Source organism: Dialister invisus DSM 15470 (assembly GCF_000160055.1).
Lineage (GTDB): Bacteria > Bacillota > Negativicutes > Veillonellales > Dialisteraceae > Dialister > Dialister invisus.
In genome coordinates, this window is the sequence record NZ_GG698602.1 from 1,413,774 (window position 1) to 1,437,622 (window position 23,849).

The 23,849-nt window shown below is 48.0% G+C and carries 16 protein-coding genes and 1 pseudogene; 14 read left to right on the forward strand and 3 right to left on the reverse strand.

What is annotated here, in order from left to right; genetic code table 11:
• The first annotated feature begins 355 nt into the window (after positions 1-355).
• The 8 genes from GCWU000321_RS07010 (at position 356) to GCWU000321_RS07045 (ending at position 14,895) form a co-directional block, all read left to right on the forward strand.
• Entirely contained in the window at positions 356-4,558 is a 4,203-nt protein-coding gene (locus GCWU000321_RS07010) for an ESPR-type extended signal peptide-containing protein (RefSeq protein ID WP_007070475.1), read from the forward strand.
• A 955-nt stretch (positions 4,559-5,513) separates the two neighbouring features.
• A complete protein-coding gene (locus tag GCWU000321_RS07015) occupies positions 5,514-6,821 on the forward strand; it encodes an S-layer homology domain-containing protein (protein ID WP_007070476.1) in 1,308 nt (435 codons plus the stop codon).
• Between the two features lie 1,035 nt (positions 6,822-7,856).
• Complete coding sequence (locus GCWU000321_RS07020; protein WP_040381468.1) at positions 7,857-9,098, forward strand: SEL1-like repeat protein; 1,242 nt, start codon at positions 7,857-7,859, stop codon at positions 9,096-9,098.
• A 206-nt stretch (positions 9,099-9,304) separates the two neighbouring features.
• Positions 9,305-10,084 carry a ZIP family metal transporter gene (locus GCWU000321_RS07025; RefSeq protein WP_007070478.1) on the forward strand — a complete coding sequence of 260 codons (780 nt, stop codon included), beginning with the start codon at positions 9,305-9,307 and terminating at the stop codon, positions 10,082-10,084.
• Between the two features lie 133 nt (positions 10,085-10,217).
• Positions 10,218-10,670 carry a YwiB family protein gene (locus tag GCWU000321_RS07030; RefSeq protein WP_040381471.1) on the forward strand — a complete coding sequence of 151 codons (453 nt, stop codon included), beginning with the start codon at positions 10,218-10,220 and terminating at the stop codon, positions 10,668-10,670.
• Positions 10,649-12,313 (forward strand): arginine--tRNA ligase, encoded by a 1,665-nt coding sequence (gene argS, locus GCWU000321_RS07035; RefSeq protein ID WP_007070480.1) that lies wholly within the window; start codon positions 10,649-10,651, stop codon positions 12,311-12,313. The genes GCWU000321_RS07030 and argS overlap by 22 nt, the downstream gene beginning before the upstream one ends.
• A 10-nt stretch (positions 12,314-12,323) precedes the next feature.
• Complete coding sequence (locus GCWU000321_RS07040; protein WP_007070481.1) at positions 12,324-13,940, forward strand: CTP synthase; 1,617 nt, start codon at positions 12,324-12,326, stop codon at positions 13,938-13,940.
• Between the two features lie 235 nt (positions 13,941-14,175).
• The gene (locus GCWU000321_RS07045) at positions 14,176-14,895 is read left to right on the forward strand and encodes a DUF4198 domain-containing protein (protein ID WP_007070483.1); all 720 of its coding nucleotides are present in this window, start codon (positions 14,176-14,178) and stop codon (positions 14,893-14,895) included.
• Between the two features lie 51 nt (positions 14,896-14,946).
• Here the strand turns inward: GCWU000321_RS07045 and GCWU000321_RS07050 are convergent.
• Positions 14,947-15,468 (reverse strand): annotated as a pseudogene (locus GCWU000321_RS07050) (site-specific integrase); the annotation flags it as partial.
• Positions 15,469-15,541: 73 nt separating this feature from the next.
• On the opposite strand from GCWU000321_RS07050, the gene GCWU000321_RS07055 reads away from it, so the two are divergent.
• A complete protein-coding gene (locus GCWU000321_RS07055; RefSeq protein ID WP_007070485.1) occupies positions 15,542-15,718 on the forward strand; it encodes a type II toxin-antitoxin system HicA family toxin in 177 nt (58 codons plus the stop codon).
• A 32-nt stretch (positions 15,719-15,750) separates the two neighbouring features.
• Positions 15,751-16,131: a type II toxin-antitoxin system HicB family antitoxin gene (locus tag GCWU000321_RS07060; protein ID WP_040381473.1), complete on the forward strand. Its 381-nt coding sequence runs from the start codon at positions 15,751-15,753 to the stop codon at positions 16,129-16,131.
• A 214-nt stretch (positions 16,132-16,345) separates the two neighbouring features.
• Here the strand turns inward: GCWU000321_RS07060 and GCWU000321_RS07070 are convergent, their stop codons facing one another.
• Together GCWU000321_RS07070 and GCWU000321_RS07075 are read right to left on the reverse strand one after the other, a co-directional pair.
• Entirely contained in the window at positions 16,346-16,738 is a 393-nt protein-coding gene (locus GCWU000321_RS07070) for a surface-adhesin E family protein (RefSeq protein ID WP_040381476.1), read from the reverse strand.
• Positions 16,739-16,761: 23 nt separating this feature from the next.
• Positions 16,762-17,673, reverse strand: a complete 912-nt coding sequence (locus GCWU000321_RS07075; RefSeq protein WP_211204385.1) for a radical SAM protein — start codon at positions 17,671-17,673, stop codon at positions 16,762-16,764.
• A 199-nt stretch (positions 17,674-17,872) separates the two neighbouring features.
• Here GCWU000321_RS07075 and ispE point away from each other — a divergent pair, with 199 nt between their 5' ends.
• The 4 genes from ispE (at position 17,873) to GCWU000321_RS09235 (ending at position 23,825) form a co-directional block, all read left to right on the forward strand.
• Positions 17,873-18,721 (forward strand): 4-(cytidine 5'-diphospho)-2-C-methyl-D-erythritol kinase, encoded by an 849-nt coding sequence (ispE, locus tag GCWU000321_RS07080; RefSeq protein ID WP_040381477.1) that lies wholly within the window; start codon positions 17,873-17,875, stop codon positions 18,719-18,721.
• A gap of 71 nt (positions 18,722-18,792) precedes the next feature.
• Positions 18,793-19,542 carry a class I SAM-dependent methyltransferase gene (locus GCWU000321_RS07085; protein ID WP_007070492.1) on the forward strand — a complete coding sequence of 250 codons (750 nt, stop codon included), beginning with the start codon at positions 18,793-18,795 and terminating at the stop codon, positions 19,540-19,542.
• Positions 19,543-20,257: 715 nt separating this feature from the next.
• Complete coding sequence (locus tag GCWU000321_RS07095; RefSeq protein WP_156777756.1) at positions 20,258-20,488, forward strand: hypothetical protein; 231 nt, start codon at positions 20,258-20,260, stop codon at positions 20,486-20,488.
• Positions 20,489-21,236: 748 nt separating this feature from the next.
• The gene (locus tag GCWU000321_RS09235) at positions 21,237-23,825 is read left to right on the forward strand and encodes an S-layer homology domain-containing protein (protein ID WP_083786260.1); all 2,589 of its coding nucleotides are present in this window, start codon (positions 21,237-21,239) and stop codon (positions 23,823-23,825) included.
• Positions 23,826-23,849: the final 24 nt, after the last annotated feature.

A 23,849-nucleotide genomic window follows, 5' to 3' on the forward strand; every position in this document is an offset into this window, starting at 1 on the left:
AGCTGTTAACCGTTAGCTGTGAGCTGTCAGCTAAAAGTGCTGAATGACAGCGGGAGGCAGAGGCCGTAGAGGAGAAAGCGGTGTGAATAGAGGTATTCGTAAAACAGTACATATTATATAGAAATAAGATAAATCTTTTGTTATAATGAGAACAAAGGTTGTTTAATAAAATAAGTATTGAAAGAAGAGCGGGAGAAACCGGCAGGAATTTTTCTGTTTACGGATTCTGTACCCGGCTTTTCAGGCAAATGAAGTGTCACGGGGAAAGGTGGTGTGAAGGCAGTATCGGCAGCATTGGGGATGGTGCTTCTTTTTATTGCGCTTTTAATTATATTGTTTTTTATGGGAGGAAAAAATGAATCACATTTACAAAGTCATTTGGAGTCGAGTGAAGAACAGCTATGTGGTGGTTTCGGAAATCGCGGGGACAGCGAAAAAAAGTGGGGGGGTGAGAGTCTCTAAAAACGCGCTGGCAGCGGCATTGACAGCTTTTCTGCTGACCTCTTCCGTCGCGGGGGCTGTTGATAATGTAATAGTAGGGAATACGGAAGCGCCCAATGCGGTAACTGATACGACTGACTCTACTGTTGTCGGAATAGAAAATAAAGTCAGCAAGGAAAAGGATGACGTGATTGTCGGCAAGAAAAATACCATTGAAGACAGTGAAGACGTGCGGGTTGTCGGCAAAGGAAACACGGTGACAAACAGTGACCGGCAAAATGTATTCGGTGATAATAACAGTATTACCAATCGGGATGCCGGTACTGTTTCCGGATATCATGGCATAACACGTAACGGCACTTCGGACTTGGTTATCGGCATGGGGAATAAAATTGAAGGCAACGACACCTACATGACAGGGCATGAGAGCCTGACTGTCATCGGGAATAATAACGAAACGGTCAATCCCACCTCGGGTATTGTGATCGGGGATAACCAAACCTTTGGAACGATTAAGGAATCTGTTATTATCGGTTCCATGACACCGGAAGAAAAGGCTTCCGGCAAAAGAGAACAGGGCGATGGAAGTGTCGTCGTAGGGTATAATGCGCAAAGCGGCGTCGGATTGAATGTGGCAGTGGGACACAGCGCGCTGGCTCTGGGCTATGAAGGAACCGTGACAGGGCACAATTCTGTCATTGAAGGCAATGACAACTCTTTTTCGAATGTCTGGTCTTCTATTTATGGGGTGAATAACAAGATCACCTCGGACGGTAACACCTCAAATGGCTTAGCGGGCAGCATCATCGGTACCTGGAACAAGCTGGATAACGCGGACAATTCGATGATATTCGGTTCTGGGAATATCCTTTCCCATGCTACAGTAGATATGTCAAGCGGACTGGAAGGAAATTTTGGGCAGGGCTCTATGACAGAATTGCTTTTCCGCAGCGGGTATCAGGAAGGGTATTCGGATCAGGCGGCAAAAGTAATGGGGGACTTTGCGAATACCAGCGGATCTGTTCTTATCGCAGGGAACGGAAACCGTTCTGATTATGCCCGGCGTTCCCAGATTATCGGAACGGGAAATATACTGAACGGCACGGCAAACGGTACCAGTGCCAACAATACAATGGCGGGATTCCAAAATACAGGAACCAACGTGAACCGTGTGGCTGTAGTGGGAACCGGAAATAAGATATCCGATGGAACATCGGATGTTGTGATTGGCGATTATCATGAAATGTCCGGCGGAACAAATAATGTCATTCTTGGTGCCATGGCAACAAAGGAAGACGTCGTGAGCAAGACTTATACGCCCAGTTTGGGGAGCTCTTCCGGTGCGCCGGGAGGATATACGGGGATACCGATTCCATACAATGTGAGAGCCACCGTTCCGACTAAAACGCATACTGCCAATGTCAGCAATGCCGTCATGCTGGGCTACAATACGGACGTGCAGAAAAGCGGCGGCGTGGCTCTCGGCAGCGAATCTGTTTCTTCTGTGGATGCCGGGGTATACGGTTATAGCCCTGACACAAATCAAAATATTCAAAACGATACGGAAATAGCAAATTTAACCGGGAAAACGGCAAGACTGGCACAGTTGAACGGAGATTTGCCCGGTCTCTCCTCTGCTTACACGGCGAAAAAAGCGGACTATGAAGGAAAAGTCAATGATTTCCTGGCGAAGAGCGCCGCATATACACAAGCCTACCAGACCTATCACAGCTATGAGCATTCCGGCGATCAATACGATTTGGCGCGCAAAAAGGAAATGGACGATGCCAAAACGGTTATGGATACGGCGCAGACGGCTATGAATGCTGCAAAGACCGATTATACGGATGCGGAAACGAAGTATAATTCCGCTCTTGGCGAGAGAAATCTGATTATAGGTACTTGGAAAGCGACGGCCGCCGCTGTTTCCGTAGGCGATGTTTCAAGAGGAATTACCCGCCAGATCACAGGTGTAGCAGCCGGTACGCAGGACACTGATGCCGTCAACGTGGCGCAGCTGAAAACGGTGAATACGAAGTATGATACTAAGCTTAGCCGGGGATTTATCATCAAGAAGGGCGGAGAAGCAGTTGGTGAAACGATTTCTCTTAATGGAGATACGGCGCCGGAAATTACCTTTGACGTAGCGGAAGCCAATAAAGGCCTGACTGTAGACCGTGATGGGAAAACCATTAAATATGGCATTGACGGTTCGAAAATTGACCTCAACGGAAATGATACGATTCCCGGTTGGACACTGGAAGTCGGAGTTAAACCCGGTATTCCGACGAATACAGGCAGTGCGGAGGGCAATAAGAAAGTTATAAAGCCGAATGATACAGTAACGCTTCGTGCTGATAATGGAATCAGATTGAAGCAGGAAAACGGCGTTGTGGATATTGGCTTAAAATACATGGCTGTGGATACTAAGTGGACAAATATCAATGATGCTGCAGCAACCAATGGCGGTATGGCGATCGGCGCGAACAGTAATGCGGATGGAGAAACATCAGTAGCCTTGGGATGGGGTTCGAATATATCGGCATCAAATTATGCTGCCGCGTTGTCTCCCTTTTCTTCTGCTGTGAATTCGGAGTATGGCCTGGCCATGGGCACAAAGGCAGCAGTTAAAACATCACCGTACGGGATGGCGATGGGCGCTCTTTCCTCTGTGGATGATTCAGAATATGGTGCGGCCATAGGTGCTAATTCCACCATAGTTAATTCAAACTATGGTGTGGTTATAGGAACCTCGGCAACTGTAAAAGATGCTGATAATGCCGTGGCGATAGGCGTATCAAGCAGTGCAGCGGTAAAAAATGGCGTAGCCATTGGAGCTTTTTCTAAGGCGGATACAGCAGCGGGGGTGAGCGGCTATGACCCCTCTACCAAGGCGGCTTCTACCGATACGTCTGCCGCCTGGAGATCGACTGTCAGTGCCGCTTCTGTGGGGGACAAGACGAAAGGCTATACCCGCCAGATTACAAACGTGGCGGCCGGTACACAGGACACCGATGCGGTCAACGTGGCACAGCTGAAGAAAGCGGTAGCCGGCGCGGCGGATGGCAATGATACACTGGTAAGTGGCAGCAATGGGCTGTCCCTTAGCGGTAAAACCCTGTCCATGAGCGTAAAGGACACGGCCGGAAATGAAGTGAAGGGCAGCGTGGATCTCTCATCCGTTGCAGACGGCAATGATACCTTGGTAAGAGACAACAATGCGCTGACCCTTAACGGAAAAGAACTGTCCATGAAGATAAAGGACACCGCCGGAAATGAAGTAAAAGGCAGCGTAGACCTGTCCGCCATCGCGGGACAGATTGATACCAATACCACCTATACCATGAGCGGCAAACAAAACGCGGATAATACCACCACCATTACGTTAAAGGGCAGTGACGGAAAAGAAAACAAAGTTACCGTGGCCACGAAAGACACAAAAAACACCGTGAAAGCCGGTGAAAATGTGACACTTGCCACAGCTGCCAATACGTTTGGCGGAACGGAATACACGGTCAACGTGAAGGCCGACGGAAAAGTGGAAAACGGAAACACAAAGATTGTCAGCGGAAATACGGTGTACCACGAAACCCATGTGAAGAATGACGGCAACTATGTGAAGAAAGAGAACAGTGCCGGAGACAACCTGACCATACTGGACAAACAGGTCGGCAAGAACACAACCAACATTACCAACCTGGGAAATACTATCAACAATCTGAACGGAAAGTTGGGCACCCTGGACAACCGGATTAGTAAAGTGGGAGCAGGGGCGGCAGCACTGGCAGCCCTCCATCCGCTGGACTTCGACCCCCATGACAAGTGGGACATCGCGGCAGGCTTCGGCAATTACCGCAACGCCAGCGCTGCGGCGGTAGGCCTCTTCTATCGGCCGAACGAAAGAACGATGATGAGTCTCGGCTGGACCATGGGAGATGACAGGAACATGATTAATGCGGGCGTTTCCGTAAAACTGGGACGCGGCGACGTTTATACCCGTTACTCCAAAGTGGAAATGGCGAATCGTATTGAAGCGCAGAATAAGAGGATCAATGATATGGAATCCGAATTGGAAGAATTAAAGGCACAGATAGCAGCTCTCGCTGCCAAGAAATAAGCAACTTTTAGTAAGAAAGGAGCAGGCACTGCTGATGGTGCCTGCTCCTTTTTCGTTTTCTGGTAAAAGTGAAACTCATGGCAGGGTGTCCGCCAGAATTGTGTGAAAAATCTGTACTCATGGTGGAAAAAGCGGTAAGGAGATAAAAGCTATCAGCTGTTAGCTGTCAGCTATAAGCTGTGAGTTAAAAGCCGAAGCATATGATTTCCGTTAGGTGTCATACGAAACAACAGCAAGGGATTTGCTGTTGTAGTGAGGGAAGCGTTAATCGTCATCCGAAGCGAATGTGAAGGATCTGCTGCCGTAGTGAGGAAGACGGTAAGATGTCATCCGAGTCATAGATTCTTCACTCCGATTCATCGTTTTGTTTCCCGTTTTCCTACAAAGCATTCTTGCCTCCGTTCAGAATGACGTTAAACAGACGGCACAGCTGGGATTCTAACCACTTTCAGGCCTGCCGATAAAGTAGCACCCATAGTAAGGCGTCATTCTGAGCGACAGCGAAGAATCTGTTACCGTGGTGAGGAAAGCGGTAAGAAGATAAAAGCTATCAGCTGTGAGCTGTCATCTGTCAGCTAAAAGTGCTGAATGACACCGAACGGTAAGACGTCATCCAGGGTGGCAGCGAAGAATCTGCTGCGCAAATGAAGGAAAAGGAAACCATACTGCTTAGCACATACTGCATATCATATGTATTATAGATATATAGTAAGATACTTTTTAAGGCATTTGTATGGGAACCGTAGATTTCAGGTTTGAAGCAATTAAGAAATAAAAAGACTGAAATTTGTCAAAATCTAATAATTGTGGTACACTGAAGTTGCTAAAAAGGCAGTCCTTCTTTTTTAGTGCGGAGATTCAGAAAACAGGCAGAGGAAACACGGTCACTCGAGCGAGATTTTCTGATTCCTGCTGAGCCAAGGACGCAAAGTTTTTTCTCAAAGGAGGAAGAATCATGAAAAAGATTCTCGCAATCGCAGCAGCAGCTGCACTCACCGCAGGCGTATCCGCATACGCTGCAAATCCGTTCTCTGATGTATCCCCTGATGACTGGGCCTACCAGGCAGTGTCCGATCTCTCCGATCAGGGCGTTGTAGAGGGGTATCCGGACGGTACATTCAAGGGCGAAAGAAACATGACCCGTTATGAACTGGCGCAGGTTATCGCCCGTCTGATGGCCCGTGAAGACCAGCTGAATGCAGAACAGAAAGCAACCCTGGACAAACTGGCAGGGGAATACGCTGATGAACTGGCTAACCTCGGCGTCCGCGTAAGCAACCTGGAAAAGAAAGTCGGCAACATTTCCTGGTCCGGCGATGCCCGCATGCAGTACCAGCATAACCTTGATGGAGATAAAGATCATACGGATGCTTGGAAAGGCCGTCTGCGCATCAATGCGGACGCCCAGGTCAATGACCAGGTTGTTGTTTCAGGCCGTTTCGTATCTGAAATGGATTTCAAAGACAGTGGGGATGCTAAGACTATCATGGACCGCATCCATGCGCGCTGGACACCGAATGACGCTTTCTACATGGATCTTGGCCGCCAGGGTGTGGCATTGGACCAGACCGGCGTGTTCTGGGATGAAGATGGAAGGTTTGATGGCGTCGTAGCAGGTTATGATAATGGCAAATTCGGCGCTGAATTCGGTTATGGCCGTTTCCAGGACGCTAAGCGCAGCATGGATCACTATTCTTGGGAAAACAGCGCGTCCATTGAGTCTTGGTATGGCAAGCTGACAGGACACTTTGGTGAATCCTCCGCGGTTTCTGCTTTCTATCTCAAAAATGCACAGGGGCTTGATGGAAATAGTGTAGATCCTGATATAAAGGGAGCGCATATCCACGCTTGGGGCGCCGGTGCGACCATTGGACTGGGGGATTCCGGCCTGAAGGTTGACGGTGATTTCATCCAGACAAGAGGCGATCATGACCTTGGACATGCTAATCTGTGGACAGCCGGCCTGAATTATGGCGAAGTGGATCTGAATAAACCGGGCAGCTTTACTCTCGGTGTCCACTATGTAAGAGCTGACGCAGGCGCTTATCTCCTCGGCAATTCCGCTCTGGATATGACGGATCAGCTGGATTATGGCTGGGACAATGACGCAGGTGTGAAGTTCTGGACAGCTCGTGCAGGCGTTGCTGTACAGAAGAATGTAGAACTGGACGCTTACTACAACTTCGGCGCGAAAGCATATGATAACGATGATGCAAAAGATCCGGCGAATACATGGGGCGTTGAACTGAACTACGCTTTCTAATTCGTGATTGTAAGCTAACAATAGAAGACCTCTTCGGGGGTCTTTTATTTTGCGAAAAAACAGCTGTTGGAAGAGAATTCCCTGCTTTCTCACAAAGTGTTCTTACCCCGCGCAGAATGACGATTGGAGGAAAGGACGTCATAATGAGAGAAACGGTAAGAAGATAAAAGCTATCAGCTGTGAGCTGTCAGCTGGCAGAAAAGTGCTGAATGACGGGATACGGTAAGGCGTCATTCAAAGCGCCAGCGAAGGATCTGCTACAGTGTTGAGGAAAGGGATTCTGACGGAAAAAATAGGGATTGGGTAAGCCTCCTTATTTATAAGGAGGTGGCCGGCGAAGCCGGACGGAGGATACTGGCTTGGGGGAACGACGCAAAAGAATAGAATGAAGATTCTTTTTCTGCCCCCCGTTCTGAGTGATAACGGACGGTAAAACGTCATCCTAAACGAATGTGAAGGATCTGCTGTCGTAGTGAGGAAAGCCGGTAAGACGTTATTCAAGGTAATAGATTCTTCACTCTGTGTCACCATCCCGTTTCCCGTCCTTCCCACAAGGTGTTCTTGCCTCCGTTCAGAATGACGTTAAACAGACGGCACAGCTGGGATTCTAACCACTTTCAGGCCTGCCGATAAAGTAGCACCCATGGTAAGGCGTCATAATGAGGAGAGCGTTAAGCGTCATCCTGAACGAATGTGAAGGATCTGTTACCGTAGTGAGGAAAGCCGGTAAGAAGATAAAAGCTATCAGCTGTGAGCTGTCAGCTGGCAGCTAAAAGTGCTGAATGACGGCGGACGGCAAGGCGTCACTCAGAGCGCCAGCGAAGAGTCTATACCCGTGGTGAGGAAAACGGAACGTGTGGTCTTGTAATGGCAGAAAGAATAGAAGCTGATGCCTGATATTTGATGCATTAAACATATTCCATTATGGTATATGTCATCTTTTCTTATACAATATATTCCTATATGCGTCGTTGGATGTTTTTTACACAGGCCGACTGTGTTACAATAGGTACACAGGTAATGAGAGAGGTTCGTATGTTTGACGAAAAGTTATTGAATAAGGCGGAAGCGCTCTACATCCGGTGCCGGCTTGATGAAGCGTTTCCTTTATTTATGGAGCTTGCCGGGGCAGGCTGCGGCCGGGCGATGTACTTCCTCGGTGAGTATTACAATCACGGTCTCGGCTCGATTAAAGACAGGAATGAAACGGAAGCCCGCTACTGGCACGGGAAAGGCGCGGCGGTCGGCGAACTATTGTCCCAGTTGAATCTGGCGTACATGGAGGATCCCCGCTCTGAGGAGAGGGCGGTGCTTTGCCGCGGGTATTTTCCGTCTGTCGTGAAGGCGGCGGAAGCGGGGGATATCGTGGCTGCTGATGAGCTGGGCGATATGTATCTGTACGGGTTCGGTGTGGAAAAGAGCGGGAAGCAGGCTGTCTTCTGGCTGGAGAAAGGCGTAGAAAAAGGGTATTGGCGTTCTCTCAATGCTCTCGGCGATATGTACCGCCTGGGGGAAGAAGTGGAAGAAGATGGGAAAAAAGCGCTTTCCCTGTACAGGAAGGCGGAAGAAATGCATTCCAGGGAGGCGCTCACATCGATCGGCTTTATGTACTATGCGGGGCAGGGTGTGGATTTTGATGAAGGGAAAGCTTTTTCCTATTTCCGGAAAGCGGCAGGAGCAGGGGACTTGGACGCTCTCTTCATGATGGGCCGCTGCTACATGGAAGGCGGCGCGGTAGAGAAGGATGACAGGAAAGCGGCAGACTGCTTTAAGGAAACGGCTGACCGCGGCTATCCCATGGGCATGTGGGCGCTGGGACAAAGTTACCTTCACGGCATCGGTGTACAGCGGGACGAAAAAAAGGCGGTCGCCCTCTATCAGAAGGCGGCAGGCATGAATCTGGCGGCAGCGTATTCCGCTCTTGCCCAGTGCTATCGCTACGGAGCGGGCGTGGCTGAAGATAAAGCGGCCGCTGTGGAGATGTACAAGCAGGCATTTGCCCTGGGCCAGGGTCTTGCGGCGGATGAGATCGGAACGATGTACCTTGTGGGAAATGAAATCCTTCCGAATGTGGCAGAAGCGTTCCGCTGGTATGAAAAAGGGGCTGAAATGGAAGAGGCGGCCAGCTGGTACCATTTGGGAATCTGCTATGCCGAGGGTCTCGGTACGGAAATCAATCGGGACAAGGCGCTGGAGTACCTTTACCGGGCGTATGCCGCAGAGTATCCCGGCGCGCTGGAATATATCACGGATAATATGCAGATCCGGCTGCAGTAAGGAAACTGCTCTTCTTCGGAGGAGCGGTTTTATCATGGCGGAAAGACGCAGATGAACGGGGCAGAAAAAATCCTTTCGGCGCAGGGGGAAGCTGATTGCTGTCATTATCCGACAAAATATTTCTATACAGGGAAAGAAAAGATACTTTTGTTGGCAGAAAAGCGGTAAAATAATATAAATCAGAGTATAAAATATAGGGGATATATATGGAAGATGTTTTCTGGGGGCTTATGATTCCCCTTCTTGGTACGACACTGGGTGCGGCGTGTGTTTTTTTCATGCGGGGACGGCTGCACCGATCGGTTCAGCGCGGCCTTACGGGATTTGCCGCGGGCGTCATGGTGGCGGCTTCATTTTTCAGTCTGCTCCTTCCGGCACTGGAGCAGTCGGCGCCTATGGGGCGGTGGGCGTTCCTTCCCGCGGTGATCGGTTTCGGTGTGGGTGTGGCGTTTCTTCTGTTTCTGGATCACATTATTCCTCATCTGCACATGAATGCGGAAACGGCGGAAGGGCCGAGGAGCCATCTCAAGAAGACGACGATGCTCATTTTGGCGGTGACGCTCCATAATATTCCTGAGGGAATGGCGGTAGGCGTGGTATATGCGGGGGTTCTTGCCGGCAGCAGCGGTCTGACAACGTCAGGGGCGATGGCTCTTTCAGCAGGGATCGCCATCCAGAACTTCCCGGAGGGCGCTATCATTTCCATGCCGCTCAAAGCGTCGGGCATGGGGAGCTGGAAATCTTTTTTTGGAGGCTTCCTTTCGGGCGTTGTGGAACCGGTCGGCGCGGTTCTGACGATTCTGCTTACGAGCCTTGTCGTCCCGCTTCTTCCCTGCTTTCTCAGCTTTGCCGCAGGCGCCATGATTTACGTCGTCGTGGAAGAGCTCATTCCTGAAATGTCGGCAGGGGAACATTCCGATATAGGCGTGGTTTCCTTTGCTGTCGGTTTCATGGTCATGATGGCTCTCGACGTGGCGCTGGGGTAATCTTATTTTCTTTTTTCATGGCGAATTTTCCGCTTTTGAATGTGATATAATTAATTGTAAATATTTTTAGAAAAATACCGAAACGCGTTTTTGTTTTTCGGCATTTCTTTTGTTTGAAGAAGGACGGGGTACCGTGGAAAAGCAGGTCATGATCCGCTGCAAGTCGATCCAGCGGGACGAACGGGGAAAGGCGGAGGAAGTGGTACTGGAAACGCCGGGCGTGTACGGTGAAGATGAGGACTGCCGGTACCTGACCTACGAGGAAACGTCTCTTTCCGGCATGGAGGGAACGACGACGACGATCCGTATGTACGGTGACCATGTCACGCTTTCACGGCAGGGGAGTTTTCTCCAGGAAACGGAATACCGTCCGGGCACTGTGGCAAAGTCGGAGTATATAACGCCGGCAGGACCTGTGGAAATCACTGTTTCTTCGAAAGAAATCACCGATACGGTGAGCGGGGGAAAGGGGCGGCTCCGCCTGGTTTATGACATTGAAATGAAAGGGCTTTTCAGCCATCTGAACGAAATTATTATTGATGTGCGGGAGGAATCGGAAACTTCATGGAAGTCAGAGAAGAACTGAAAGAAATTATTGAAAGGGCAAGGGCGGCGGCCGAGGCGGCAGGCGAACTTCCCCGTGGGGAGTATGCTCCTGTGCAGCGCCTGGAAATACCGAAAGCGAAGGAATTCGGCGATTATTCCACGAATGCGGCCATGCAGTGGGCAAGGACGGCACATAAAGAGCCCCGCGCCATTGCGGAAAGTATCGTAAAATATATTGACGCGCCTCTTGTTTCCAAAATGGAAATCGCGGGAGCGGGATTTATCAATTTCTTTCTGGCAGCAGACACAGTGTATGCCGAGTTAAGAAATATCCTTTCCGCCGGCGCTTCTTACGGAGATCTTCCGAAAGATAAAAAAGACAAAATCCTTGTGGAATATGTGTCCGCCAATCCCACAGGACCGCTCCATATCGGGCACGCCCGCGGCGCGGCTTATGGTTCTGCTCTGGTGAACCTGCTCCGCGCGGCGGGGTATGATGTGTATGCCGAGTATTATGTGAATGACGCGGGCAGCCAGATTGCCCACCTGGCGGAATCGGTCAATGCCCGTTACCTCCAGCTTCTCGGAAAAGACGCAGATGTGCCGGAGGACGGTTACCACGGATATGACATCGTGGAAACCGCCAAGTCCCTCATTGACCGTGAAGGCGATGCGTATCTGTCCATGGATGAAGAGGCGCGCCTGAAGGTGTTCAAAACGGTGGCGCTTAATGAAAAACTGTCTATCCTGAAAAAGGATCTGGCCGATTTCCATGTCACTTTTGACAACTGGTTCTCTGAAAAATCGCTTTACCCCAAGCAGGTGGACGACGCTCTCGCTGCGCTGAAAAAGGACGGATATCTGTATGAGAAAGACGGCGCCTGGTGGCTTGCCACGACGAAGAACGGTGATGACAAAGACAGGGTCGTTATCCGCGCGAACGGCGAACCGACCTATTTCTGTTCCGACATCGCCTATGTGCCGAACAAGGAAAAACGGGGCTACAATAAGCTGATTGATATCTGGGGCGCAGACCACCACGGATATATTATCCGTATCCATTCTGCCATGAAGTTCCTTGGCTACGATCCGGAAGATTTTGAAATCATGCTTCTCCAGATGGTGACACTTCTCCGTGACGGACAGCCGGTGAAAATGTCCAAGCGCACAGGACAGGCGGTCACGCTCCGTGAGCTGATGGACGAAGTGGGAAGCGATGCGGCGCGGTATTTCTTCTGCAGCCGCACACTGGACAGCCAGATGGACTTCGATATTGACCTGGCGAAAAAGCAGTCCAGCGACAATCCTGTTTACTATATCCAGTATGCCAATGCCCGTATCCACAGCCTTTTTGCCCAGGCAAAAGAAGCGGGCGTAAAGTGGGGCGACTGGGAAAAGACAGACTTTACGAAACTGACGGAAGAATGTGAACTGGACCTTGTCAAGAAAATGGAAAACTACCATATGCTCATTGACGGCGCAGCGAAGGAACGAGCACCCCAGCGGATAGCGAAATATGCTTATGAGCTGGCAGGGCTTTTCCATCATTTTTACCGTGAATGCCGCATTCTGGGCGTTGAAGAAGGCGTGACACAGGCAAGGCTCGGCCTCATCACCGCCGTACAGCACGTGCTTGTCCACGCGCTTTCTATTCTCGGTGTTTCCGCACCGGAGCGCATGTAAAGGAGGAACCATGACAAAGTATATTTTCGTGACCGGCGGCGTCGTTTCATCTTTGGGGAAAGGCATCACCGCCGCTTCCCTGGGCCGTCTTCTGAAAAACAGAGGGTACAAAGTTACCATTCAGAAATTTGACCCTTATATCAATATCGATCCCGGTACCATGAGTCCTTACCAGCACGGCGAGGTCTTTGTCACTGATGACGGCGCGGAAACGGATCTTGATCTGGGACACTACGAACGTTTCATTGATGAAAATTTGTCCAAAGCCTCCAACGTGACAACAGGCAAAATCTACCAGTCGGTGATCAATAAAGAAAGAAAAGGTGAGTATTTGGGGTCCACCATACAGGTTATCCCCCATATCACCAATGAAATTAAAGACCGTGTTCTCCGTGTCGGCAAAAATGACAATGCGGATATCGTTATCACCGAAATCGGCGGTACTGTGGGAGATATCGAATCCCTGCCTTTCCTGGAAGCCATCCGCCAGGTCAAGAAAGACGTGCCCAACAGAAATGATGTCATCTATGTCCATGTCACCCTTGTGCCTTACATTGCGGCGGCGGGCGAACTGAAAACGAAACCAACCCAGCACAGTGTCAAGGAACTGCGATCCATCGGTATCCAGCCGGATATCATCGTGTGCCGCACCGTGGAAAAACTGTCGGATGAAATGAAAAAGAAAATCGGCATGTTCTGCGATGTGGAACCGGAAGCCGTCATCAATAACCTGACGGCGGACAGCATTTATGAAGTGCCTCTTCTTATGGAACAGGAAGGTCTCGACCATATCGCTCTGAAAAAATTGGGACTTGAAGATCGTCCGGTGGATATGGAAGACTGGAAAGCCATGGTAGAACGCATGACCACGGCAAAAAAGGAAGTGCAGATCGCCCTTGTCGGTAAATATGTCCGGCTCCATGACGCTTACCTTTCCGTAGCGGAAGCGCTGTCCCATGCGGGATACGCCATGGGGGCCAAGGTGAACATCCGCTGGATCAATTCCGAAATCCTTGAAGAAGAAAAGCCGGATCTGGATGAAGTATTTGCCGGTGTTGACGGTATCGTCGTCCCCGGCGGCTTCGGCTACCGCGGTGTGGAGGGGAAAATCGACGCTATTCGTTATGCCCGTGAAAATAAAATTCCCTTCCTTGGGCTCTGCCTCGGCATGCAGTGCGCCGTCATCGAATTTGCCAGAAACGTGTGCCACATGGAACAAGCCAACTCTTCCGAATTTATTCCCGACGGGAAATATCCCGTCATTGACCTCATGCCCGATCAGGAAGACGTCACGGAAAAAGGCGGTACCATGCGCCTCGGCATCTATCCGTGCAAGCTGAAAGAAGGAACAAGGGCGAGAACTTTGTATGAAAATCAGGAAATCGTCTACGAACGCCACCGCCACAGATACGAAGTGTCCAACGAATTCCGTCCGCAGATGGAAGCGGCGGGTCTTGTCATTTCCGGCACCAGCCCCGATGACCGTCTCGTGGAAATTATCGAATTAAAAGACCATCCCTACTTTGCCGCCACCCAGGCCCATCCGGAATTCAAGAGCCGCCCGAACCGGCCCCACCCCCTCTTCAACGGTTTTATGGAAGCTGCCGTGAAACAAAGCGGTGAATAAAATATGAAAAGAAAACGCTCCCTGCAGGGCGTTTTTTTGATGGAGAAATGTGAAATGAAAGGATTAATAAAAACAGATTTGGGGATTGACATTTTGTATTTTGTTAAAATTTATACAGAAAAAGAGTTTCAAAAATATTTATTATAAAATGCAAAGTTAAAATTAAATATAAGGTGTGATATAATTATATATATAATTATGATTAAGTTGGTTATTATTTAAGGGAGGTTTTTTCATGAAAAAAAGATACGTACTGTTACTTTGCGCGGCTGCTTTGTCTATTGGCGCGGCTTGCTCTTCCGTGTCTGCCCACGGTGTGTTTATTGCAAACCGTTTTGACCAGAAAGCCCTTGTCCTTGGGGAAGGACCGACAGACAACGCGTACAATCCGTCCTGTGTGAAGGCGGTGGAAGCTTATGATAAGAATTTCGACGCTATGAATGTGGAAACTGTAAATTATGAGGATCATATTTCTATCATTCCCACGGATGAGTTGGGTGTAACGGTGACTTTCTTTGATTATGGCTTCTTCACGAAAGACAGCTCCGGCAAAATGCATCAGGCTCCGTTTGCGGAAGTAGCGGACGCGGTGAAGACGACCCACGCGATCAAATGGAATATTAACTACTGGAGCCCCGATGTAAAACCGGGCGGCATTTATAATGTGCCGATCCAGATCGTTCCCCAGGTGAATCCACTGACGCTCCGCAAGGGCGATACGTATAGAATCCGTGTATATAAAGATGGCAAGCCCTATGCGAACGCGCCTCTCATCAAGGACGTCATCAATGACCTGACTAATGAGTCCACAGCCGACGCGGACGGTTACGCTACAGTTACTGTCAGCGCAAACGGTCTGAACGTAGTAGGTGTGGAAGTGGCAGGGGAGAAAGAGGATGAACATACCACGCCGAAGTATTTCTCTTCTCTCTCTTTCATTATTGATCCGGAATAATCTAAAAGACCGTGGGACATACTATAAATACAGATGTTCCGCGGTCTTTTTTTATGCTATTGATACTGTTTTGATACTATTGCGTCCTATATCATTTAATTTAGCGGTTAATTCCTCTTGCTTAGACGGGTATAAATGGGAGTAGGTTTGAAGAGTTGTTTTAATATCTTCATGTCCTAAACGTTCTTTTATAAGTAAGGGAGAAAAAACCATTTCAATTAATAGGCTTGCGTGGCTGTGGCGCAGATCATGAATTCGTATCTGTTCTGCACCCGAAAGCTTGCATCCTAATTTCATATGGCGGAAAAGCCAAAATTTAGTACAAGGAAATATGCGTTCATTCTGCTTAATATATGGCAGGCGGTTAATATAATCGGCGAGCATATCCACAATGAATTGTGGAAGCAGGATGACTCTATTTCCTTTTTCCGTTTTTGGCGATGTTATGATGTCTTTTTTATGCAGGCGTGAATAGGTTTTATTAACACGTATACTTTTTTCTTTTTCATAAAAATCTGACAGAGTGAGTGCTAATAATTCTTCTGACCGCATTCCTGTATAAAATAGCAGGTTAAAGACGAGATATTCCTATTGATACATACGTATACACGTGCTACAATAGAATCAATAAAGGAGATATGGCAGGATGAAAGACAAAGACTTACTGAAACTGCTTTTGAAAAATGGATGGCAAGACGTGAGACAGCGTGGAAGCCATCACAGGCTTGTCAAAGGCGATAAGTTTGAAGTTATAGCTGTCCACGGCAAAGATATGCCGAAGGGACTGCTGAACGCCATACTAAAGAGAACGGGGCTGAAATAAGCCCCGCATGGGTGACAAAGGAGGTAATGAAAATGTTATTTATTTATCCGGCGGTTATACACGAAGACGCAGATGGAATGTGGGCAGAGTTTCCGGATTTAGAAGGGTGCACTACATACGGTGATACAATGGAAGAGATTTTGTCCGGAGCCGCGGAGGCAATGGAGCTGTACGTATTAGGAATGATGGAAGACGGAGTGCAGCTTCCTATGCCGACTGACATTAAAGAAATTAAGAGACTGGATAAAAATGCTTTCGCAACGTTGATTCAATCTGATGTGGATCTGGCGAAAAACACGAAATCGGTTAAAAAGACATTGACAATTCCAGCATGGTTAAATCAGCGGGCATTGGACAAAGGGATTAATTTTTCTAAGGTACTTCAAGAGGCGCTGGTTGCGAAAACAGTTTAATAAAGATACAGGTTACGGCCGTCCGAATGGGCGGCTTTTGCATTTTCTATACATTTCCGGCGGTACGTACTGCTCAATGGGCGGGATTTTAAATGGGGAGAGGAAGTCCGATGCCCGAGAGCAGCGGTCCGAAATTGACAGCGTATGTTTTTCTTTCCGTATTGAAGATATGGATATATTCCCACCTCACTGCCGATTTCCCGCTTATGGACGGCTACAGTGAGGCAGTGGCCGGCTTATTCACGATCTGTTTATAGAGCAGCTCTTCCTCCGAATTTTCTTTCACTTTTTTCCATCCGAAATCCGATTCATGGAAAGTTTCAATTTTCTTGACGTTCCCGTTTCGATCATATTCAATTTTGGAAGCAAGGGTGTATTTCTTCCGGTGGGTATCAAAAAGATAATTGTACTCCTCTGCCTCGCCATCCGCTTCCCGTTCCTGCATGGTGACGGCAACCAGGTTGCCCTGGCGGGAAACGGAAGAGGTATCATAATAGATTCGGTCGTTTCCGTCCTGTCCGAGGTAGACCCAGTTTACGGCGTAGGAAGTCATGCCTGCAGCGGTGAGGGCCAGGGCGAGTGCTGCGGAAGTCAGTAATTTTTTCATGATAGTCTCCTTTACTGTCATAACTATTTTGTCCAGTCGTGGTTGTAAATATCCCAGTCTTTCATTTGGGACAGGTAGTCGATGCTTTCCTCTATGTCCTCCATCAGCTGATCTTTCTGGGCGGGGAGTGTCGCCGCCAGACGGATATAGTTGGACACGTGATTGCTTCTGAAAATCATACGTTCGCTGTCAGGAAGATGCACGTTCTCCATGATCAGTTTGAGTTCTTTCATCAGTCCTGCCGGCGGCAGGGGATGGAATTCGCCTCGTTCAAACTGGTCTTTCAGTTCGCTGCCGCGATAGAGCATGAGGGACAGCGCAGAAAGCATGGTCGGCTTGATTTCATTGATGGCATGGGCGGTGGCAAGAGCGTGGCGCTCCGATCCTTCTACGCCTGCGATGCCGAGGATGACCATGATGGAGAGCTGCATTCCCGCGGCGATGGCGCGTTTGCCCACTTCGATGGACTGCTCACCGCTTACTCCTTTGCGAATCTCTTTCAGTGTCTGGGAATCGCCGCTTTCCATACCGTAGTAGAGCAGGGTGAGGCCTGCTTTTCTGAGAGCGGTGAGTTCTTCCACGGATTTGCGGAGGATATCTCCCGGCGCGGCATAAGAAGCTACTCTTTCTAAGTTGGGGAAATATTCTTTCAATACTGCCAAGATTTTCAGCAAACGGTCAGTGGGCAGTACAAGGGCGTCGCCGTCAGCAAGAAATACGCGGCGCACGCCTTCCGCGTCAGTGGCACGGGCAAGCTCAATCTGGCGCATGATCTGTTCATCAGAAAGCTTTTCAAATTTGACACCGCGGTACATATTGCAGTAGGTGCAGTTGTTGTGCGCACAGCCGCGGGTTACGCGGAGAATAAAGCTGGCCGCTTCACTTGGCGGGCGGTACACAGGGGTATCATATGTATCAAAAAACATGCCGTACATAAAATTCATCCTTTCAATTTCGGGTTCTTCACAAAAGATTTTGTTTACAATTCAATATATTTACAATGTTCTATATATCGAATTATACGGGAAAGGAAGTCAAATGACAACAAATCATTTCGATATAGAAGTATTTCATATCTATTATGCCGCTGGCGGAATGATATAATAGAGCCATCAATAACGAATGGGGATCATAATGATTGCAGAAAAGGCTTATGCGAAAATCAACCTGACTTTATCAGTGGGGGAAAAGAGAGAAGACGGTTATCATGAGATTGACAGCGTGATGCACAGTATATCTCTTTGCGATGAAGTGACACTTACGGAAGCGGGAGGGATTTCTCTTTCCATTAAAGAAGGGCTTGCGCCGGGGGGAAAAGCGAATCTCATGTGGGAAGCGGCGGAATTATTTTTCAGAGAAACAGGATTTTCCGGCGGTGTCCACATGGAACTGGTGAAACAGATTCCGTCGGAAGCGGGAATGGGCGGCGGCTCCTCTGACGCGGCGGCTGTCCTCCGTGGATTAAACAGAATGACAGGGCAGCGGCTTTCTCTTGCGGCGTTGGCGGATATGGGGGCGAGACTGGGGGCTGATGTTCCCTTCTGCGTGGCAGGCGGGTGCCGGCGTTGTGAAGGGATCGGTGAAAAACTTACTCCTCTTGCCGGTTGGGCGGGACTGCCCGTAGTTATCGTCCGGCCCGGTGTTTCTATCTCCACAGGGAAGGCTTATGGACTGCTGGACGTCTGCCCCCGCCGCAGGGCAGGTACGGCAGAAAGCTGTATAGAGGCTTTGAAAAATAAAGACCGCGCTGTGCTGCTGGCATCTCTTTCCAATGATTTTGAAGACGTCCTGTTTAAGGCGGAGCCCGTTCTTGGGGAAACGTTTTCCTATCTGTCCTCTCTTTGCAAAAAAGCGATGATGACAGGGTCAGGATCCGCTTTTTTCCTGATGGCGGGAAATGAAGTACAGCAAAGAAAGCTGGCGGCCAAAATAAAAGAGGAACGGCCGCAATGGTATGTGGGCACGGCGGAAACGATTTTGTGAAGAAATTGGGCGGTTGGCGGGTTAAAAGTGTTTGGTTTAATCATATAATGTAGAGATGAGGCATGTAAACCATGAAATCATATCAGGAGATTAATAAGGATACGATTGATAAATGGATTGAAGAAGGCTGGGAATGGGGGAAACCTGTTTCTCATGAAGAATATATAAATGCGAAGAATGGGAGCTGGAATGTTTTGCTGACGCCCACTGTTTTTGTTCCTCATGAGTGGCTTGGCAGCCTGAAAGGAAAGAAAATTCTGGGACTGGCATCAGGCGGCGGGCAGCAAATGCCTATCTTTAATGCTTTAGGCGCAGAATGTACAGTGCTTGATTATTCATCTAAGCAGATAAAATCTGAATTATTGATAGCAGAAAGAGAAGGTTATGATATAAATGCTGTTGAAGGAGATATGACAAAGAAATTTCCTTTTGCAGATGAAAGTTTTGATATTATATTCCACCCGGTTTCAAATTGTTATGTTGAAGATGTACAGCATGTTTTTAATGAAGCTTACAGGGTTTTGAGAAAAGGTGGCAGTTTACTGTCAGGACTGAACAATGAGATAAACTATATTGTTGACGATGAAGAAAAAGAAATAGTTTGGGCAATGCCGTTTAATCCGTTAAAAGATAAAAGAGCCAGGGATTTTATGATGGCAGAAGGATCGGGGATGCAGTTTTCGCATACTATGGCCGAGCAGATAGGGGGTCAGTTAAAAGCGGGGTTCACGCTTATTGATTTATATGAAGATACAAATGGTATCGGCAGGCTCCATGATATGAATATAAAAACATATATTGCAACTAAATCGGTCAAATAATTGGTTCATCATAGAAAGCTGTGAGGATGATGTCAGACGTCTTTCCCTAAAGCGTCATTCTGAACGGGGGTAAGAATGTTTTGTGGGAAAAACGGGAAAGCGGAATGGTGACACAGAGTGAAGAATCTATGACCCTGATGACATTTTATGGCTTTCCTCACCACGGCAGTAGATCCTTCGCTTGCGTTCCGGATGACGCTTTACCGGCCCCCTCATTACGGGTACAGATTCTTCGCTGGCGCTCATTATGACGTTTTACCGTACGTGGTCATTCTGAACGGGGGTAAGAAGGTTTTGTGGGAAAAACGGGAAAGCGGAACGGTGACACAGAGTGAAGAATCTATTACTCTGATGAAATTTTACGGCTTTCCTCACCACGGCAATAGATCCTTCGCTTGTCACTTCAGGATGACGCTTTACCGATGCCCTCATTACGGGTACAGATTCTTCGCTGGCACTCCGGATGGAGTCTGGCGCGTTTACAGGAAGCGGAAAAGCCTTGTGGGAAAAACGGGAAACGGGGCAGTGTCACTGAGTGAAGAATCTATTACCCGGATGACACTTGGAGATCCTTTTTTAAATACCGGTTCATATTAAATATTTTAGGAAAAATGGAATACGGTAAGGCTTCTTATTTATGAGGAACTGGCGTACACAGTGCGGCTGAGGATACTCGCTTACCGCGATGACTCTAATCATAAAAGAGGATAATCTTTTGGGGCGAATTAAGTTTCGAGCCTTTCTTGCGAATTCAGCACCACCTGTGATAGTGAGTCCGATTGATAAAGCAATCAGCAAAACGGATGTGGATTACTGGCTTGTCCAGGCTGATGTCATCCTCGCCAAGAATGTAAAACTTCACGGCGAATATGCCTTCGATGTAGACGCGAAGGATGGCAGCGACTACGATAATTTGGCCACCGTATCCCTGAACTATGTATTCTGAGATACAGGCAACAAAAAAAGACCTCGAAAGAGGTCTTTTTTGTGGTTTATTGCAAATAGACAAAGGGTAGAAATAACTAGATAAAGCGTATTGAAAGAGAAACGTAGTTTCTTTAGCCGTCTCAAATGACTAAATCAAAACGAGGACAGTGGTTGTATTCTTTATGTCATATCGACCTTATTCCATGCTAAAAGGAAGAATATTGTTGTGACAGGATGGGGAATTCTGATGCTTACGAATTGATGTTATAATCAAGTGGTCTTTAATATAAATAGAATAATTATTCATGAATGGAAATATATCTTTAAGAAAAGGAAGAATGACTCAAATCGTTCGGATGTGAACGATTTCTTTTTTTGCGTAAATTACTGTTTAAATTTATTGGGTGTAAAAAACAGAATATATCGATAAAATTCGGGGGGGGTGGGTAGGGTTAGAGGTGTATTTGATTAAGGCAATTAAAGATTGCTTTTGGTTTATATAAGCGGTATTATGTAATAAAGTATAAATAATTATAATATGGATATCATATATAATATTCAAAATACTGCATATAAATAAATTTTTACATGCGGTAGGAATGAGGATGTATAGGCTGTCTTATCTGATCGGGATATTCATGAGAAATAATCTGATCAGTTTATATAAATTAAAAGGAGGATGGGAGGGGAGATATCTGCAGGAAAATATTATTCATGACAGTAATTTGCAGGTTGTGCGAATGGTAAGTTGGGAGGAATGATTTGCAATGAGGTGGAATCAATGGCGTAAGCGGTGTATCTTAGCATGCATCGGTGGAACAGTTTTTTGGGGAAGTATGGCAGGTATTAATACCGTAAGTGCCGTTACTGCCGGATATATGGCGGATGGAGGGCATATCAACAGTACGAGTAATGTGATTTTATATCAAGATGCGAATGGAACATATGAGCTGTCTGATCAATCGGCTTCCAAAGGGAAAACAGATAATTCAGAAGCTGTCGGCAATGTGGCTGCAGGTAATTTTTCCCAAGCCGGTTCGGAAGCAAATTATGAATCATATAATATTCAGATATATCGGGAAACAACAAATCCATGGGCGGGCGTAACGCATAACGGAAAAAAATATGATTGGAATGGTTCCGTTGATTTAGTAAAAAAGGGAAATGACTATTATTGTGATACCGGAGCCAAAGATGGAGAAGGGAATGTTTTATATGCCAAGTTTGATTTTGCAACAATGGCCCCAAACCCTGATCATGCTGGTTGGAAGTCTGGAAAAGATTTGGGATTCAGCGGAGGTATTACTAATAATGTGGCGGTTGGCAATCATGCAGTGACAAAGAGCAGCAGCAGTGTGGCGATTGGAGATAACAGCAGTTCACAGGGATACCGCAGTGTCGCGGTTGGTGCAGACAGCCAGGCCGGTGATACGACTGATACGGCTGATCATAATGATGGTATTTCTGCTGTTGCCGTCGGTGACGGTGCCAAGGCTATGGGGAATGGCAGTATTGCGACGGGAAAAGGTGCTCATGCGTATGGTTATGCTTCTGTTGCCCATGGAGCCAATGCAGGCGCTAATACGACACGGTCGATTGCTATCGGTGAAAATGCAGCGGTCGGTTATAGGGCGGATGCGGTTAATGATCCGCAGCGTCTGATTGCCGAACAGGCGATTGCAATTGGCTATAACAGTGAGGCGAACGGCAAAGATGCTACTGCCGTAGGGCGACAGGCCGTCGCAGATCGCCGGAATTCATCCTCTTATGGCAATAACAGTCATGCAAATGCGTATAATTCCGTGGCAATCGGAAATAAATCGATAGCCGGTCTGAAATCGGAAACGGACAGTAATCCGGTTGCCGGACAGTCTGCTGTGGCTGTTGGCAATCGGGCTACAGCCACGGCGGAATATACGACGGCCGTCGGAGCCAGCACATATGCCTCCGGTTGGCATGCGGTGGCGGTCGGCGACTCCAATCGTGCCACGGGACGTTTCAGTACGGCTATGGGTGCCGGATGGTCTGATTACACTGTCAATGAAGATGATAATGATAATACGGAAAGAGAAAGAGTATACAAACATATTGGAGCTAACCAGGCTGCCGGGGATTATAGTACTGCCGTTGGTTATGGTAATGCTGTATCAGGGCAGAGCAGTTCCGCCTTTGGCAGACAAAATGCTGTATCCGGTGAAAATTCTGTCGGTATCGGCGGAGAGAATATTATCGGAAATGAAAGCAATCCGGGAGATACAGATGTATTAAAAAAGAAAAATACAGGAAATATCACCGGGTTTGCCTTCGGGCATAATAATAAAGTTACCGGACAGCGCGGTTTGGCAGGCGGTGAAAGCGCACGGGTGATGGCGGAGGATTCCATTGCCTTGGGGACGGAAGCGCAGGCGACATTGGCGCGGTCTGTCGCGCTCGGCAGCGGTGCCACGACGAATGAGGTCATTGGCACATCTGTCGTTGAAATACCCGGTACAAATGAAACATACAGTAATATTTCCGGAACGGAACCTGTGGGTACGGTCAGTGTGGGTGATAAAGGAAAAGAGAGGACAATCACGAATGTGGCAGCAGGACGTATAGGGCCGGGCAGTACGGATGCGGTCAACGGGTCGGAATTATATGCTGTATCCAGACAGGTCGGGATCAATGTACAGAATATTTCTGATTTAAATAACAGAATAAATAAGGTGGGGGCTGGCGCGGCAGCTCTTGCCGGTCTGCATCCGCTCGACTTTGACCCGGATGAAAAATGGGATTTTGCTGTCGGGTATGGACATTATAGAGGAGAAAATGCAGCTGCTATAGGCGCTTTTTACCGTCCAAATGAAGATACCATGTTCAATATTGCCGGCACCATAGGAAATGGGAATGACATGGTCAGTGCCGGTTTAAGCATAAAGGTAGGACAAGCCAATCATGTGTCAGTTTCCCGTGTTGCCATGGCGAAAGAAATCATTGAATTGCGCAAGGCATTGGAGGATCAACGATCATTCATAGCGGACAGCGTGGCCGGTAATGTCCTTGATTTATCAAAAATCCAGTTGTTCCCGGATACACCGGAGAACCACTGGGCTTATGATTACGTGGCGACATTGGCAGGGAATGGGATTCTGGAAGGGTATCCGGACGGATATTTTAAAGGAACCCGATCGATGACCCGTTATGAAATGGCAGCAGTTCTCTATCGGGCGATGCTTCGCGGTGTCAGGCTGAAAGAAAAGGCGCTTCGTGAATTTGCTCCTGAACTGGATCGCATCAGGGTAGATACCATTACAAAACATAAAGACGGTTCACCAGATATACAGAGGGTACGTACTATTAAAGGGCGCGGCTGCTGATTATGCCGGGCGGTGTTTTTACAG

Excerpts from the sequence above, each read along its gene's own strand:
- GCWU000321_RS07010 (WP_007070475.1), top strand. The coding sequence starts at position 356 with ATGAATCACATTTACAAAGTCATTTGGAGTCGAGTGAAGAACAGCTAT.
- GCWU000321_RS07015 (WP_007070476.1), top strand. The coding sequence starts at position 5,514 with ATGAAAAAGATTCTCGCAATCGCAGCAGCAGCTGCACTCACCGCAGGC.
- GCWU000321_RS07020 (WP_040381468.1), top strand. The coding sequence starts at position 7,857 with ATGTTTGACGAAAAGTTATTGAATAAGGCGGAAGCGCTCTACATCCGG.
- GCWU000321_RS07025 (WP_007070478.1), top strand. The coding sequence starts at position 9,305 with ATGGAAGATGTTTTCTGGGGGCTTATGATTCCCCTTCTTGGTACGACA.
- argS (WP_007070480.1), top strand. The coding sequence starts at position 10,649 with ATGGAAGTCAGAGAAGAACTGAAAGAAATTATTGAAAGGGCAAGGGCG.
- GCWU000321_RS07040 (WP_007070481.1), top strand. The coding sequence starts at position 12,324 with ATGACAAAGTATATTTTCGTGACCGGCGGCGTCGTTTCATCTTTGGGG.
- GCWU000321_RS07045 (WP_007070483.1), top strand. The coding sequence starts at position 14,176 with ATGAAAAAAAGATACGTACTGTTACTTTGCGCGGCTGCTTTGTCTATT.
- GCWU000321_RS07055 (WP_007070485.1), top strand. The coding sequence starts at position 15,542 with ATGAAAGACAAAGACTTACTGAAACTGCTTTTGAAAAATGGATGGCAA.
- GCWU000321_RS07060 (WP_040381473.1), top strand. The coding sequence starts at position 15,751 with ATGTTATTTATTTATCCGGCGGTTATACACGAAGACGCAGATGGAATG.
- GCWU000321_RS07070 (WP_040381476.1), bottom strand. The coding sequence starts at position 16,738 with ATGAAAAAATTACTGACTTCCGCAGCACTCGCCCTGGCCCTCACCGCT.
- GCWU000321_RS07075 (WP_211204385.1), bottom strand. The coding sequence starts at position 17,673 with ATGTACGGCATGTTTTTTGATACATATGATACCCCTGTGTACCGCCCG.
- ispE (WP_040381477.1), top strand. The coding sequence starts at position 17,873 with ATGATTGCAGAAAAGGCTTATGCGAAAATCAACCTGACTTTATCAGTG.
- GCWU000321_RS07085 (WP_007070492.1), top strand. The coding sequence starts at position 18,793 with ATGAAATCATATCAGGAGATTAATAAGGATACGATTGATAAATGGATT.
- GCWU000321_RS09235 (WP_083786260.1), top strand. The coding sequence starts at position 21,237 with ATGAGGTGGAATCAATGGCGTAAGCGGTGTATCTTAGCATGCATCGGT.